The 15,149-nt window shown below is 69.8% G+C and carries 13 protein-coding genes; 5 read left to right on the top strand and 8 right to left on the bottom strand.

The window, feature by feature from the left end:
• Positions 1-3 precede the first annotated feature (3 nt).
• Together EIP85_RS05790 and EIP85_RS05785 are read right to left on the bottom strand one after the other, a co-directional pair.
• Positions 4-1,257 (bottom strand): glycosyltransferase, encoded by a 1,254-nt coding sequence (locus EIP85_RS05790; protein ID WP_127901220.1) that lies wholly within the window; start codon positions 1,255-1,257, stop codon positions 4-6.
• 93 nt (positions 1,258-1,350) lie between these two features.
• A complete protein-coding gene (locus EIP85_RS05785) occupies positions 1,351-2,352 on the bottom strand; it encodes a glycosyltransferase (protein WP_241559904.1) in 1,002 nt (333 codons plus the stop codon).
• Between the two features lie 272 nt (positions 2,353-2,624).
• On the opposite strand from EIP85_RS05785, the gene EIP85_RS05780 reads away from it, so the two are divergent.
• Positions 2,625-5,105 (top strand): calcium-binding protein, encoded by a 2,481-nt coding sequence (locus EIP85_RS05780; protein WP_164871649.1) that lies wholly within the window; start codon positions 2,625-2,627, stop codon positions 5,103-5,105.
• 84 nt (positions 5,106-5,189) lie between these two features.
• Here the strand turns inward: EIP85_RS05780 and EIP85_RS05775 are convergent, their stop codons facing one another.
• Together EIP85_RS05775 and EIP85_RS05770 are read right to left on the bottom strand one after the other, a co-directional pair.
• The gene (locus EIP85_RS05775) at positions 5,190-5,861 is read right to left on the bottom strand and encodes an ABC transporter ATP-binding protein (RefSeq protein ID WP_127901218.1); all 672 of its coding nucleotides are present in this window, start codon (positions 5,859-5,861) and stop codon (positions 5,190-5,192) included.
• Positions 5,858-7,081, bottom strand: coding sequence for a KpsE/RkpR family capsule polysaccharide export protein (locus tag EIP85_RS05770; protein ID WP_127901217.1), 1,224 nt, complete (start codon positions 7,079-7,081; stop codon positions 5,858-5,860). Before EIP85_RS05770 ends, EIP85_RS05775 begins: the two co-directional genes overlap by 4 nt.
• A 75-nt stretch (positions 7,082-7,156) precedes the next feature.
• On the opposite strand from EIP85_RS05770, the gene EIP85_RS05765 reads away from it, so the two are divergent.
• From EIP85_RS05765 to EIP85_RS05755, 3 genes are all read left to right on the top strand, one after another.
• Positions 7,157-7,963 (top strand): ABC transporter permease, encoded by an 807-nt coding sequence (locus EIP85_RS05765; protein ID WP_127901216.1) that lies wholly within the window; start codon positions 7,157-7,159, stop codon positions 7,961-7,963.
• 92 nt (positions 7,964-8,055) lie between these two features.
• Positions 8,056-10,236 carry a glycoside hydrolase family 99-like domain-containing protein gene (locus EIP85_RS05760; protein WP_127901215.1) on the top strand — a complete coding sequence of 727 codons (2,181 nt, stop codon included), beginning with the start codon at positions 8,056-8,058 and terminating at the stop codon, positions 10,234-10,236.
• Positions 10,233-11,228 carry a hypothetical protein gene (locus tag EIP85_RS05755; protein ID WP_127901214.1) on the top strand — a complete coding sequence of 332 codons (996 nt, stop codon included), beginning with the start codon at positions 10,233-10,235 and terminating at the stop codon, positions 11,226-11,228. The genes EIP85_RS05760 and EIP85_RS05755 overlap by 4 nt, the downstream gene beginning before the upstream one ends.
• Positions 11,229-11,301: 73 nt before the next feature.
• Here the strand turns inward: EIP85_RS05755 and pip are convergent, their stop codons facing one another.
• Positions 11,302-12,291 (bottom strand): prolyl aminopeptidase, encoded by a 990-nt coding sequence (gene pip / locus EIP85_RS05750; protein ID WP_127901213.1) that lies wholly within the window; start codon positions 12,289-12,291, stop codon positions 11,302-11,304.
• Positions 12,292-12,361: 70 nt separating this feature from the next.
• On the opposite strand from pip, the gene ubiG reads away from it, so the two are divergent.
• Positions 12,362-13,102 (top strand): bifunctional 2-polyprenyl-6-hydroxyphenol methylase/3-demethylubiquinol 3-O-methyltransferase UbiG, encoded by a 741-nt coding sequence (gene ubiG / locus EIP85_RS05745; RefSeq protein WP_127901212.1) that lies wholly within the window; start codon positions 12,362-12,364, stop codon positions 13,100-13,102.
• 6 nt (positions 13,103-13,108) lie between these two features.
• Here ubiG and EIP85_RS05740 read toward each other — a convergent pair whose 3' ends face one another.
• From EIP85_RS05740 to EIP85_RS05730, 3 genes are all read right to left on the bottom strand, one after another.
• The gene (locus tag EIP85_RS05740; RefSeq protein ID WP_127901211.1) at positions 13,109-13,594 is read right to left on the bottom strand and encodes a DoxX family protein; all 486 of its coding nucleotides are present in this window, start codon (positions 13,592-13,594) and stop codon (positions 13,109-13,111) included.
• A 275-nt stretch (positions 13,595-13,869) separates the two neighbouring features.
• Positions 13,870-14,316 (bottom strand): MarR family winged helix-turn-helix transcriptional regulator, encoded by a 447-nt coding sequence (locus tag EIP85_RS05735; RefSeq protein WP_127901210.1) that lies wholly within the window; start codon positions 14,314-14,316, stop codon positions 13,870-13,872.
• On the bottom strand, positions 14,316-15,146 hold the full coding sequence (locus EIP85_RS05730) for a carbon-nitrogen hydrolase family protein (RefSeq protein WP_127901209.1): 831 nt from the start codon (positions 15,144-15,146) through the stop codon (positions 14,316-14,318). Before EIP85_RS05730 ends, EIP85_RS05735 begins: the two co-directional genes overlap by 1 nt.
• Positions 15,147-15,149: the final 3 nt, after the last annotated feature.

Here is a 15,149-nt window from a genome sequence, read left to right as displayed (position 1 = left end):
GGGTTACCCGCTGGGCAAGCGGATGGCCAGCTTTCGGGGCAGGAGGCCGTTGATCTTTTCGATATGGACCGGGAGCGTTCGGGTGAGGAAATCGTAGCGCGCGACGGCGGTGCGGCGCGCGGCGGGGCCGAGATGGGCGAAATCGGCGGGGCGGGCGAGGACCTCCACCACCCGGGCGGCCAGCGCGGCGGGGTCGAGGAAATCGGTGAGGATCGCGGTTTTGCCGTGGCGCAGCACTTCGCGCACGGGGGCGGTGTCCGAGGCGACGATGGTTGCCTCCATCGCCATCGCCTCGATCAGCGACCAGGAGAGGACGAAGGGCACCGTCAGGTAGACATGGCAGCGCGAGATCGAGAGGATGCGCTGGAAATCGGCGTAGGGCACGCGGCCTAGGAAATGGACGCGGGACCAGTCGACACGCTCGCCCAGCTCGCGTTCCATCCGCCCGCGGTACCCGCCGCTTTCGCCGCTTGCGGGGCCGTAGGAGGTCTCGCTGCCGCCGATGAGAAGGGCGCGGGCGGCGGGGCGGGCCTCGAGGATCGCGGGGAGGGCGCGCATGAAGATGTGAAAGCCGCGCGCGGGCTCCATGTTGCGGGCCATATAGGTGAAGACCTCGTCCGCGCGGGTCAGCGGGCGGGCGAGGCGGGCCAGCGGGACGGCGGCCGAGGGGTTCGGCCCGAGGCGGTCGGTGCGGATGCCGTCGTGGCAGATGTAGCTCGCCTGGCGGAATGGCTTCGGGAAGGTGGCCATCTGCCAGTCGGTCGGGCATTGGCCGAGGTCGAGAACCGGCAGGCAGAGATGGTTCAGCGCGTTGCGGGCCCGGGTGGTTAGGGGCGCGGCCTCGGCGGCCGGAAATTCAGGATCGAAGCCGATCGGGCCGCCTTGGGCGAGGTAGTAGTATTCCCAGTAGCCGAGGATCGGGACGGCGGGCCAGACGTCCTTGAGGAAGGTCAGCTCGCCCCAGCCGGTGTGGCCGAGGATGAGGTCGGGCGAGAACCCCTCTTCCTTCAGCGCGCGGGCGGCGAGGAAGGCGCCGTAGGCGGTGCCCATCGCGGCCTCGAAGGGGCGGGAGAGGGCATAGGCCTCGGGCGCGGGGCTGTGGTGCGGGCGGTAGGTCCGCACGGTGACGCCCGGGGCCGGTGGCGGGGCCGCACGCTGGGTCAGGAAGACGATGCGGTGGCGGTCCCGGGCCGCAAGCCAGGCGACCAGCTCGCGGTACTGGCCGGGCATGTTCTGATGGACGAAGAGCAGGTTCATGGCGCTGTCCCGTCGGCCCCCCGGACCCGGCCGCGTGGGCCGTGAAACTGGCCCGGGACCGGAAAAACAGGCTCTATAGAAGCCAAAATCGCGCTACAGCAGCCCCAGCGCGGCGGTCAGCCAGAGGCCGAAGGTGCCGGCCCGGCCCTGGCGGTAGAGGCCGAGCGCCCGGAGCGTCTTCAGGCGCTGGCGTCGCGGGGCGCGGCGGGCGGCGGCGAAACGTTCGACAAGGGCGCGGTTCTCGGGCGTGAGATAGGGGGCGGCAAGCTCCAGCGCCTCGATGTTCGTGTCCTGAAGGCGGCGAAGCTCGCCCGTCAGCCCGAAGCGCATGAGGCCGGGCCAGGCCGCGATGCCATGGCGCGCGCCGATCGCGTTGCACGCGTGCTGGCGGTAGAAGAGGCCGGGCGCGGGGTCGTGGATCACCCGCCCGCCGGCGCCGGTGATCATCAGATAGGCCCACCAGTCGTGCGCGTAGAGCCAGGTGATCCGGCGTGAGGCGGCCTGCAGCAGCCGCAGCGCGGCGCGGTTGATCACGATGGTGTTGCCGGGCGCGATGTTCTGAACCAGCGCGTTGCGGAAGCCCGGCGCCCGGTCGCAGCGGGCGGAGGCACGCAGGCTGCCGAGCCGCTCGTCACAGATCAACCGGCGCGAGGTGTAGAGCGCGGGGGTGCCGGAGGGCACGGCGGACAGCGCGGCCAGGGCGCGTTCCAGCTTTTCGGGAAACCAGACATCGTCCTGGTCGGAGAAGGCGACAAAGGGCGCGTTCGATCCCGCCTCTGCCAGAAGGGCCAGGAAGTTCATCGCGAAGCCCCGGCGCGGGCCGAAGATCAGCCGGACGGTGCGCGGGGCCTGCTGGCTGGTCCAGTTCAGCAGGGTCGCGATGCTTTCGTCGGTCGAGCCGTCGTCGCTGACGATGAGCCGCCAATGGGCATGGGTCTGCGCCGCGATGCTGTCGAGCTGCGGGGTGAGGTAGGCGGCGCCGTCGCGCAGGGCGAGGAGGATCGTCACCTCCGCCGGGCCGGGCGGAGGCGGCGAGAGCAGCGTCACCGTTTCGGCGGGCTGCCAGGGCATCTGGTTCTGCGGCGGATGAGCCATCTGGTCCCCTCGGCGCTGAAGACCAGTGTTGCGGCAGAGGCGTTAACTAACACTGAAACAGAGCCTCTGGCGCGGGACGGCAGCGGCTAAAGGTTGAACGGATGCGGGCGCCCGGCCCCAGGATCTGGCAGTGGTGCCGGCGGCGATTGTCGCGAATTGTCGGGAAACTCCACCCCTGCGCCACAATCGGGCCATGGGCCGGATTTGCCCCGCTGCCATGTTGGCGCCGTGGTGGATTGCGGCCCGGCTGGGGCCGTTCGAAGGGGCTGATCATGGGTGCGTTCGCGAAGCTGCAGGTGCTGCCGGCCGATGCGTCGGGGTTTCTGACCAATGTTGCCGACATGCAGGTGATCGCGGGCGCGGCGGGGCCGATGCTCTATCTCGCGACCGACCGCGGCGGCGGGCTGAGCGCCTATCGTATCGCCGCCGACGGCACGCTGGCGCTGGCCAATACCACCGCCTATGCGGCGCAGTCGGCGCTGCTCGCCTCGACCTCGCTGACCACGGTCGAGATTCAGGGCAAGGCCGCGCTGCTGCCGGTCGGGGCCTATGACCAGCAGCTGACGGCCTATGGGCTGAACGCCGACGGCACGCTGACCGGCACCAAGGCGGCGGTGCTGACGGCGCCCTCGGCGCTGGCGACCGAGACCGCGCATGCGGTGGCCGTGACGCTGGGCGGGGCGAGCTTCGTCTACACCGCCCATGCCGGCATGGCTGCGCCGGTGGGCCATGAGATCGCGGGGGCGACCTCGCTTCTGGAGGTTCCGGCGACCCCCGGAACCGCGGATGGCACGATCACCGCGATGGGCGTGGTCGACACCGGGGCCGGGCAGGTGCTGATCGCGGGCTTCACGGGCGATGACCGGCTGACGAGTTACACCATCGGCGTCGATGGCGCGCTTGCCGAGCATGTCACGCTCGGTGCGCCGGAAGGGCTTTGCATCGCCACGCCAAGCGCCATCGCCTCGGCCGAGGTGAATGGCAGGACCTTTGCCATCGTCGCTTCTGCCGGAACCTCTACGCTGAGCGTGGTGGAGGTCGGCAAGGACGGCTCGATGGTGGCGGTGGACCAGGTCCTGGACGACCTGAACACCCGTTTCACCCATGCCGACCTGGTCTCGACGGTGGAGCAGAACGGCCATGACTTCGTACTGGCCGCCGGGGCAGACGACGGGCTGAGCGCTTTCGTCATGCTGTCGGACGGGCGGCTGGAGCATGTCGCGACCGTGGCTGACCAGACCGGCACGACGCTGGCGCATGTCTCTGCCCTCTCGGCGGTGGCTGCGGGCGATGCGGTAGACGTCTACGCGAGTTCGGCCACCGAGCCCGGGCTGACCGCGCTGAAGCTGGATCTGTCGCAGTTCGGCGAGATCCGCGAGGGCGCGGGTGGCACGGTCACGGGCACGGCGAAGGACGATATCCTGGTCGCCCGTGACGGCGCGACCCATCTGCAGGGCGGCGCGGGGGCGGATCTGTTCGTCTTCGACGCGGCAGGCGCCTCTGCCGACGGGCATCTGGGCTCTGTCGCCGATTACGCGCCGGGGATCGACCGGCTCGACCTGTCGGACCTGCCGATGCTCTACAACGTCGGCCAGCTGACCATCGACGGCACCGCGACCGGCGCGGAGCTGCATTTCGGTCATTACTGGCTGGACGTCATCTCGGCCGCCGGCACGCCGCTGTCGGCGGCGGATTTCTCTACCGCGAGCGTGCTGAACGTGACCCATCAGGCGGTGGGGATGGAGGCGGGCCAGACCTTCGAGGCCAACAGCCTGCCGACGACGCCTGCCGGGATCAGCTTCGACGGCACCTCTGGCAACGACAACGTCACGGGCGGGCTGGGCAACGACTCGCTCGGCGGCGGGGCCGGGAACGACACCATTGCCGGGCTCGACGGCATTGACACGATCCATGCCGGCGACGGCGCCGACGTGGTCGCGGGCGGGCTGGGCAATGACCTGATCTACGGGGGAGCGACCCAGGCCGACGGGGCGGACAGCATCGACGCGGGGGCGGGGAACAACACGGTCGACGGCGGCTGGGGCAACGATTCGATCGCCGCCGGCGACGGGTGCGACCTGCTGGTGGGGGGCGCGGGCAACGACTGGATTAACGCCGGCGATGGCGACAACACGATCCGCGGCGGCGACGGGCTCGACACGCTGATCGGCGGCGCGGGGGCGGATGTGATCCTTGGCGGCGATGATTCAGCGGACCTGCGCGACGTGATCTACGGCGGGGCGGGCCATGACACGATCGACGGCGGCTACGGCAACGACTCGCTTTACGGCGGGGCCGGCAACGACACGATCGACGGCGGCTTCGGGGCCGATTCGCTGATCGGCAACGACGGCAGCGACACGTCGAGCGGCGGCCCGCTGTCGGACCTGATCTTCGGCGGCCCGGGCGACGACTTCATCAACGGCGGGTTCGGCTGCGACCGGGTGAACGGCGGCGCGGGAGCGGACAAGTTCTATCACCTAGGCACGGCAAGCCACGGGTCGGACTGGATCCAGGACTATCATGCGGCGGAGGGCGACGTGCTGGTCTTCGGCAACACCGCCGCGACCGCCAGCCAGTTTCAGGTGAACCTTGCCGCGACCGCCGGCGCGGGCGATGCGGGGGTGGACGAGGCCTTCGTCATCTACAAACCGACCGGGCAGATCGTCTGGGCGCTGGTCGACGGCGCGGCGCAGGCGCATATCGAGCTGCAGATCGCAGGCCATGCTGCGGTCCATGACCTGATGGCCTGAGGCCCCGGGGACACGGGGCGGAAGGGCCGGGGGGAGGCGGGCATCGAGGGGCCCGCCTGCGCCCGCGCCCTGGCCGCGGCGACCTCAGGAGGTGCCGCGCGGCAGGCCGATCATCGCCTGGTAATGTGCGATGGCGGTGGCGATCTTCGGGTAATAGGTGAGCCGCCCGTTCTCCAGCACCGCGCCGGCGTCACAGATCCGCTCCAGCAGCCCGAGCGAGTGCGAGACCACGATCGCGCCGGCATTCCGGGTGCGGGCGCGGAAGACCTCCTCGCTCTTGCGGCGGAAGAGGGCGTCGCCGACCGAGGTCACCTCGTCCACCAGGTAGGTGTCGAACGGGATGCCCATCGAGCAGCCGAAGGCCAGCCGCGCCCGCATGCCGGAGGAATAGCTGCGCAGGGGCAGCGAGAAATGGGGCCCGAGCTCTGCGAAATCGGCGACGAATTCGGTCAGCTCGGCGGAATCCACACCGTAGATCCGGGCGATGAAGCGGGTGTTCTGCGCACCGGTCAGATCGGGGTGGAAGGAGCCCGCGAAGCCCACCGGCCAGGAGATCGTGCCGTCGGCGATCACCGCGCCCCGATCCGGCGCCATCGTACCCGAAATCAGCTGCAACAGGGTCGATTTTCCCGCGCCGTTGCGCCCGATCAGCCCGATCCGCGCCCCGGTCGGAAAGGTCGCGTGGATGTTGCGGGCGACGATCTTGCCGCGGCCCTGCAGGCGGTGCGTCTTGCAGATGTTCTGCAGCCGGATCATCGCCGGTCCCTGAGGCTGTAATAAACCAGCGCCAGCACCGACCAGATCAGGAAGCCGAAGATTGCGACGAGCGCCGTCAGCAGCGCCCGGCGGGGGTATTCCGCCTGCTCCGCCGCTACCGGCTTGCGATAGGCGGCGAGGTAGAGTGCCTGCGCCCGGGCCGAGGCCTCTGCCGCGTCGAGCGCGCCGAGCGCGGTGTCATAGGCCTTCTCGGCGAATGCGAGTTCGCTTGTCAGCCGTTCGAAGGTGCCGGTGAGGGCGGCGAGGGTCGCCTTCTGGCCCGGGCCGCCGGATCCGGCGGCGGACCGGCCGAAGCTGCGCCGCTCCTCGGCGATGCGGGCGCGGATGACGGCGATCTTGCGGGTCTTCTCGGCAAGCCGGGGATCGGTGGCGCCGGTGGTCTGGCGAATCATGTCGAGATCCACCAGCGCGGAGGCCAGCGCTTCCTGCAGGGCCGCGATCACCCCCATGCGGCTGGTGACATCCGCCGTCGGGTCGATCACGCGGCTGGTCTCGCGGAACCGCCTCAGCGCCGCGCGGGCCCGGGTGAGACGGGTTTCGGCATGGGCCAGTTCTGCCCGCGCGGCGCGGGTGGTGTCGCGCCGGGCGGCGTCGGAAAGGTCGTTGATCATCCGGCTCGCCTCGGCGAAGGCGGCAGCGGCGATGGCCTGCGCGTCCCGGGCCGCGAAGGCGTGAACCTCGAGCGAGATCAGCCCGGTGCCGTTGTCGAGCGAGAGCCGCGTCATTCGGTTCCAGTAGTCGGTCAGATCCTCGACGCTGCCGGGGGCGTGGTAGCCGAAGAGCGGGTCGCGCGCGGTGGGGCCGGAGAAGCGCTTGCGCAGGTTGAGCCGGGCGTCGAGCGCCGCGACGAGATCGCGGCTTTGCAGGTATTCGTAGACCATCGCCGATTGCGTGTCGGAGGCGCCGGTGAGCTGCGAGATCCCGCCCGGCAGGCTGAGCGCCGTTGCGGGCTGGGCGCTTTGCACGGCGAAGGCGACCGTGGCGCCGAACTGGTCCGCCGCGCGCAGCCAAAGGTAGCCGGCGGAGAGCCCGGCGGGCAGCAGCACGAGCGCAAGAAAGCTCGCCATGAGCCCGACATGGCGCGGCCGGCGCCGGGCACGGCCGACGGGCGGGGGCACCGGCGCGGGCGGTCGCGGCTTCGGTGCGGCCGGGCGGAAGGGGATCGGGCCGGCGGGGTCCTGCGGCGTGGCGTCGGTCATCGTCTACTCCCGATGCGGGGCCGGCGCGGCGGCCGGCAAGAAAGCGGAAAGGAGGAGGGGCGTATGGGAGGGGGCATGAGCGATGCGAGCCTTTCCCCCCTTCCCCGCCCCGGACTGCGGCCCCGGGCCACGCTGCGCACCGTCGCGGCCCTGATGCTGCGTGAAATGGCGACGACCTATGGCCGGACCCCCGGCGGTTACCTCTGGGCGGTGGTGGAACCCGTTGGCGGGATCGCGATGCTGTCCTATGCCTTCTCGCTGTTCCTGCACCGGCCGGCGCTGGGCGCGAACTTTCCGCTGTTCTACGCCACGGCCTATCTGCCCTTCATGCTTTACGCCCAGCTCGCCCAGAAGATCGGGCAGGCGCTGCAGTTCTCCAGACCGCTGCTGGCCTACCCGTCGGTCACCTTCATCGATGCGATCGCGGCCCGATTCGCCCTGAATGCGCTGACGCAGGTGGTGATCTTCGGCCTGGTGGTCGCGGGCATCCACGTGGTCTTCGGCCTGCGCGCCGAGCCGCGCTGGGAAGCGATCCTGACGGCGCTTGCCATGGCCGCCATGCTTGGCCTCGGCATAGGTACGATGACCTGCTACCTGCGCGGCGTCCTGCCGTTCTGGGACACGGTTTGGGGCATCATCAACCGTCCGATCTTCATCGTTTCGGGGCTTTTCTTCCTTTTCGAGGACGCGCCGCCCGCGGCGCGCGGCGTGCTCTGGTGGAACCCCCTGATCCACGTCACCGGCGAGATGCGGCGGGGGATCTATCCGGGCTATCAGGCCACCTATGTGTCGCCAGCCTATGTCTTTGCAGTGGGACTGGTGCTGCTGGCCCTGGGCCTCGTCCTGCTGAAACGCGCACATCGCGACATCCTCAACGATTGAGACACCAGCCATAGCGGCCCAGGGTTAACGCGATCTTCAGGGCGAAGCGGCTATCGCTGGGCGCGTGAGAGGCACGCGACGGGAGGGCAGCGATGGGACTGGGGCTGACCGGGCCGGCGGGGGGCATGGGGGCCTTCGGCTATCTGCGCGCGATCCGCCGGGCCGGGCATTTCGACCGCGCCTTCTACCGCGCCCGCAACCCCGACCTGCACTCGATCTACCGGGCCTGGCCGGAGCTGCACTACATCCGGTTCGGCGAGCGCGAGGGGCGGGAGCCGAGCGCGGATTTCTCCCCCTTCGCCTACCTGCGCTGCAATCCGGATCTACGGGACTGGGCGGGGCGGCCCTACCTGCATTTCCTGCGCTACGGGCGGCGGGAGAATCGCCCGATGTGGGACGCGCCGGAGGGCGAGGCCGATCTGCGCGCCGCCCCCGCCCTGCGCCCGCGCGCGGGGCCGCGCCAGCGGCAGGCGATCGTCGTCCATGTCTATTACCGCGCGCTGTGGCCCGAGATCGCCGCGCGGCTCGCGTGCCTCGATTTCCCCTTCGACCTCTTCGTCACGCTGACTGACCGGGGCGAAGACGTGGCCGAGCTTGCCGCCGAGATCCGCGAGGCCTTTCCCGGCGCGGTGGCCGTGCCGATGCCCAATCGCGGGCGCGATATCTTCCCCTTCGTGCATCTGGTGAACGCCGGGCTGCTGGACGGCTACCGCGCGGTGGCCAAGATCCACACGAAGAAATCGCCACATCGCGCCGACGGGGGGGCCTGGCGGCAGCGGCTGATCGACGGGATCCTGCCCGAGTCGGGGGCAGGCCGGGTGCTGGAACGCTTCCTGTCGGATCCGGAGGCCGGGGTCTGGGTGGCGGACGGGCAGCTTTTCCGCGGGGCGGAGAACTGGGGCCGCAACCTCGACATCACCGGCTGGCTGCTGCGCCGGGTCGGCATCCGCATGGTGCCGGAGGCGCTGGGGTTCCCGGCGGGTTCGATGTACTGGCTGAAGCCGGTTATGGTCGCGCTGATCAAGGGATTTCGGCTGGAACAGAGCCTGTTCGAGGCGGAATGCGGCCAGCTTGACGGCACGCTGGCCCATGCGTTCGAACGGGCGGTGGGCTATCTCGCCCAAGGGTCCGGCCTGACGGTGCGGGAACGCTCGGCCCTGTCGCTCCGGGCGCACGCGCCCGCAGCGACACGGGTGCGGCCGCGATACGTCTCTGCCTTCTACCTGCCGCAGTTCCACCGGGTGGCGGAGAATGATGCCTGGTGGGGGCCCGGCTATACCGAATGGCAGGCCGCCGCCGGGGCGCGGCCTATGTTCGACGGCCATGCCCAGCCGGCACTGCCCGGCGCGCTTGGCTTCTACGACCTGCGCGAGACCGGGGTGATGGGCGAGCAGGCGGCGCTGGCGCGGAGCGCCGGGATCGACGCATTCTGTGTCTATCACTACTGGTTCGGCGGCCGCCGCCTGCTGGAGGCGCCGATGGAACGGCTGCTTCGAAGGCCGGAGGTGGATTTTCCCTTCTACCTCTGCTGGGCGAACGAAAGCTGGCGGCGGAACTGGGACGGGCTATCGGGCGAGGTGCTGCTGGCGCAGGACTATGCCGAGGGGTTCGAGGAGGGGCTTGCCGTCTCGGCGCTGCCCTACATGCAGGACCCGCGCTACCAGCGGCCCGACGGCACCCGCCCGCGCTTCGTGATCTATCGGCCGGAGGACATGCCGGAGCCGGCGCGGAACGTCGCCCGGCTGCGCGCGGCCTGGCGGGCGCTGGGGATCGGCGAGGTGGAGCTTGGCGCGGTCCGCTTCCATGTCGAGGGGGCGCATCCGGTGGCGGCGGACCTCTTCGATTTCTGGGTGGAGATGCCGCCGCACGGGCTGGTTGGGGCGGAGGATTACCTGTTCGGCGGGCCGCAGGGCAACCGCATGGGCCATGGCCCGGTGCCGGGGTTCCGGGGGCTGATCTACGATTACAACCGGGTGGTGGACCGCAGCCTGTCGCCCGGGTACGCGGCGGGGCTGCCGCCGAACACGATTGCCGGCGCGATGCCCAGCTGGGACAACACCGCGCGTCGCGGGATGGAGGCGCATCTGGCCCATGGCGCCCATCCCGGATCCTTCGCGCGCTGGCTGCGGGGGCTGTCCGAGCATCGCCTCGCCGGTGCCTACCGGCAGGAGGTGATGCTGAACGCCTGGAACGAATGGGGCGAGCGCGCGGTGCTGGAGCCCGACCGGCAATGGGGCCACGCCTGGCTCGACGTGGTGAGGGACTGGCGATGACGTCGCGCATCATTCTGCATATCGGCACCCACAAGACGGCGACGACAACGATCCAGAACACTTTCGCCGCCAACCGCGCACTGCTGGCACGGCACGGGCTGGATTACCCGACGCTGAACGCGGTGCCGGGGCATCACGGGCTGGCGATGAAATGGCTCTGCCTGCCGGACGTCTATGCGCTGCCCGGCGGGGCGGAGGCGGGCTGGGCGCGGGTGGGGGCGCTGGCCCAGGCGGGGCGGACCGTCTTCCTGTCCAGCGAGGAGTTCTCGCGCGGGCTGCCCGCGCCGGGGGTCGACCTGGCGGAGCTGCGCGGGTTCCTTGCGCCCTTCGACGAGGTGCGGGTGCTCTGCACGCTGCGCGACCAGCTGTCCTACCTGCAGTCGATCTATCTGGAGCTGTCGAAGAAATCCGCGCCTCCGCCCTGGGCGCGGTTCCTGGCGGGTGCGCTGGAGACGGGATTCGGCGCGGGGCTGTTCCTCGACTTCAACGCGCTTGACGATCACCTGCGGAGCGCCTTCGGGCGGGAGGAGATCCGTTACATCGACTTCACGACCGCACGGGCGGGGGAGGGCGGCGTGCTGGGCGCGGTGCTGGCCGCCTCTGGCGTGGCGCTTGGGGCGGAGGCGCTGCGGAAGGCGGATGGCGGGCGGGCCAATGTGTCCCCCGATCCGCTGGCGGCCTGGGCGGCGAACCAGATCGCCATGCCGGGCGTGGCGCCGGCGGGGCTTCTGGCGCTGGTAGAAGGTGCCCTGGCAGAGGAGCGCGGCGCGCGGCGCTCGACGCTTTACACGCGGGAGGAGGAAGCGCGGCTTCTGGCCCGTTTCGCGCCGCTCAACGCGCGGTTCAGTGAGAGGATCGCGGCCTCGGTTCCCGGTTTCGCCGTGACGGCCCCGGCGGGCGGGGGCGGGCGGCTTTACCGCGATGACCTCGGCCCCGGTTTCTGGCTGCGAATCGCGCGGCGGCTGCACGGCGGGCGGGATCTGGCGGCGTGACCGGGTCTTTTCCTGGCCCTAGACAGCGGGCGAAGCCTGCCGGGCCAGCGCCCGTCCGCCCCCGAGGGCGGGCTTAGAGGCCCATCGCCCCGGCGCGGTGGCGCAGCAGGTCCATCGTGCGCACGAGCTCTGCGCTGATCCCGGGTTCGGAAAGCGCGTGGCCGGCGGCGGGTATCATGCGCAGCTCCGCCTGGGTCCAGCCCTCGGCCAGCCGCCAGGCGGAGACCGGCGGGCAGATCATGTCGTAGCGGCCCTGCACCAGGACCGAGGGGATATCGGCAATCCGGTGCTTGTTGGCCAGGATCCAGCCGTCCTGCTCGAGGAAGCCGTCATGGGTGAAATAGTGGTTTTCCAGCCGGGCGAAGGCGCGGGCGTAATCGGCCGGGCTTTCGGTCGGTCCGCCTGCCTGGTCCATCGTCGCCAGCGCGTTCTCCCATCCGGCCCAGAGCCGGGCGAAGCGCGTCTCTTCGCCGACCTGGCCGGAGAAGAGGCGGCGGGCATAGGCGGCGATCAGGTCGCCCTGCTCGGCCTCGGGGATCGCGCCGGCGAAGCGCGCCCAGTGTTCCGGCCAGAACGCCCCGGCCCCGCCACCGTAGAACCAGCGAAGCTCTGCCCGGGTCATCAGGAAGATGCCGCGCAGTATCAGTCCGGCCACCCGTTCGGGATGCGTAATGGCGTAGATCAGCGCCAGCGTTGCCCCCCAGCTGCCACCGAACAGCAGCCAGCGCGAGAGGCCGAGCGCCTCGCGAATCCGCTCCATATCCGCCACGAGATGCCAGGTGGTGTTGGCTTCTACCGAGGCGGCGGGACGTGAGCGGCCGCAGCCGCGCTGGTCGAACAGGATGATGCGGTAGGTCGCGGGGTCGAAATAGCGCCGCATCGCCGGGCTGCAGCCGCCGCCCGGCCCGCCATGGACGACGAGAACGGGAATGCCGTCGGGCGCGCCGCATTGCTCGACATAGATTCGGTGGCCGTCGCCCACGTCCAGCATGCGCTGATCGAAGGGCTCGATCGGCGGATAGAGAAAGGCGGCTGCGCTTTTTTGGCCTGCGGTTTTGTCCATGACCGTCCTATATAAGGAGACAGCCTGCCGCGCCATGGGGCGGAGAACAAGACGAAACCGCGAGAGGACTATGAGCGAGACGAGCGTCGACGCGGCCGAGGTCGCCAAATTCGAAGCGATGGCGGCGGAATGGTGGGACCCGAGCGGCAAGTTCAAGCCGCTGCACGAGATGAACCCCTGCCGGCTGCATTACATCACCAGCCAGATCGCGGCGGAGTTCGAGCGGAACATCGCGGAGGCGCAGCCTTTCGCGGGGCTGCGCATCCTCGATATCGGCTGCGGCGGCGGGCTGCTTTCGGAACCGATGGCGCGGCTCGGGGCCGAGGTGGTGGGCGCCGATGCGGCCCCGAAGAACATTCCCGTCGCGCAGATCCATGCCGAACAGTCGGGCCTGGCGATCGACTACCGCAACACCACCGCCGAGGCGCTGGCCGAGGCCGGCGAGCGTTTCGACGTTGTCCTGAACATGGAGGTGGTGGAGCATGTCGCCGATCCGGCCGCCTACCTTCAGGCCTGCCATGATCTGCTGAGGCCCGGCGGGCTGATGATCTGTTCCACCCTCAACCGCAATGCCAAGAGCTTCGCGATGGCCATCGTCGGTGCGGAATGGGTGATGCGCTGGCTGCCGAAGGGAACGCATGACTGGCAGAAATTCATCACGCCGGACGAGCTTTTCGATCTCATCCGGCGTGCAGGGCTGGAACCGCTGGATCGCAAGGGGATGGTCTTCAACCCGCTTGCATGGTCCTGGAGCCTGTCGGACCGGGACCTGTCGGTGAACTACGTTACCGCGAGCCGCCGGCCGGGCTGAGCCGGGTCAAGCCACCGTCCAGCGCAGGATCCCGGGACGGGAGAACAACGGCAGCTTCTCGGCCCAGGCGTCGAGCCCGCAGACATGACCGGCGCGCTTCACCATCAGCAGCGCGAGCACCCCGCCGTCGATGACGTGTTCGTCGACGATGAAGTTCAGATGGTTGCTGATGTAGGGGAAGTTCATGTGGGCCATCCAGTAGAGAAGCATCAGCAGGATCCCGAAGAAGGAGGAGATGCGCACCATGAACCCGAAGATCAGCGAAAGCCCGATCAGCAGGTGGCCGTATTCCACCAGCACCGTCAGGATCGGCGCGGTCGCGGGTCCGGCGAGCGGGGCGAAGAGCCAGTGGAAGGTCTTGGTGCTTTCGAGAAAGCCCGAGACGCTCCACCCCGGCACGAAGATCTGGTGGGTCGAGGCGTAGAAGAACGTCCAGCCCAGACAGAGCCGCAGGAAGAGGATGAGTTTCCGTTCGAATCCGGTGTCGGTCATTTTGGCCTCCCAAGCCTTCAGAATGGGGGGACGCTATGCCGCACCCCGTCGGCACCCCATGATGTGGATCAAAGGAAGATGTTGCGCGGCGCTGGGCGAGGAGGCTGGCCCGCGTAAGGATGATCCGGGCCGGGATCGGCGTCTGGGATCGAATAGAGCCATTAAATATCATTGGCTTGCTCAGACCCTGCGCTGACCGACGCGCCGGTGCCCGTTTTGCCGGCCGCGCGCGCGTCTTGCCGTGCGTCGGGGCCTTTTCACGCGTATGTGAACGGTCAGGGGGTTCCGCGTTCGAAGCGGAGCCGCATCTCGCGCAGCACCGGAAGGACGGCGCGGACACGCTCGGGGCCGAGATCGCGGACGACCTCGGACAGAAGCGGCGTGATGGATTGCAACGCGGCGTCGCGGGCGGCGCGGCCGGCCGGGCTGATGGTGACGAACTTGCGCCGGGCGTCGTCCCAGTCCGGGCGGATGTGGATATGGCCGGCCCATTCGAGCTTTGCCAGCGTGTTCGTCATCGCGCCCCGGGTAACGTGGAAGGTCTTGGCAAGCTGCGCGGGCGTGCGTTCGTCATTGATCCGGGCAAGGTGGTTCAGGACGCCGAAGTGGCTCAGCTCCATCCCGCGCGGCAGCGCCTTGGAGACATGGGTTCGCGCCAGCTGGTCGGCCATGAACAGCTCCGAGAAGAGCGCGTTGGCGATGTCCTCGGGTCGGTCCGCCATCACGGCCCCTCGAAGGCGCGGTCATGGCTGAGCGCGGGGACGCGGGCGCGGGCGCGGGCGACCTCTGCCCGGTCGATCTCTACAAAGGTGACGCCGGGATCGGTGCCTGCGTCGGAGAGGACCTCACCCCAGGGGGCGACGGCCAGGGCATGGCCGTGGGTCTGGCGCTGGCGACCTTCGGCTGCCCGGTGCGTGCCGGTCTGGGCGGGGGCGAGGACGTAGCAGCCGGTCTCGATCGCGCGGGCGCGCAGCAGGGTTTCCCAATGCGCGGCGCCGGTGACCGGGCTGAAGGCGGCGGGGACGGTCAGGATCTCTGCCCCGGCATGGGCAAGGGCGCGGTATAGGGCGGCGAAGCGCACGTCGTAGCAGATCGACAGGCCGAGCGTGCCGAAGGGCGTCTTCGCGGTCACCGCGCGGGCGCCGGGGCGGTAGCCCGCGGATTCGCGGTAGGTCTCGGTCTCTGACACCTGCACGTCGAACATGTGGATCTTGTCGTAGCGGGCGGCGATGGCGCCGTCGGGCGCGATCAGGAAGGAGCGATTGGCGAAGCGGCCGTCGGCGTCGCCGGTCTTCAGCCCGAGCGAGCCGATCAGCAGCCAGATGCCGAGATCCGCCGCCTCCGCGCGCAGCCCGGCGAGGGTGATGTCCTCGGCCTCGGGTTGCAGCACCGCCTCCTGCCTTGTGCGGCTGGCGGAGACGCAATTCGTCACCTCCGGCGTCAGCACGAACCCGGCGCCGCCGGCAGCGGCCTCGCGGATCAGCGCGCGGGTTTCGGGGAGATCGACGGCGGGATCGTCGGAGACGCTGAGTTGCAGAAGGCCGGCCCGCATCCG

Source organism: Solirhodobacter olei (genome assembly GCF_004010155.1).
GTDB classification, from domain to species: Bacteria; Pseudomonadota; Alphaproteobacteria; order Rhodobacterales; family Rhodobacteraceae; genus Solirhodobacter; species Solirhodobacter olei.
This window is presented reverse-complemented; position numbering and strand designations above follow the sequence as displayed.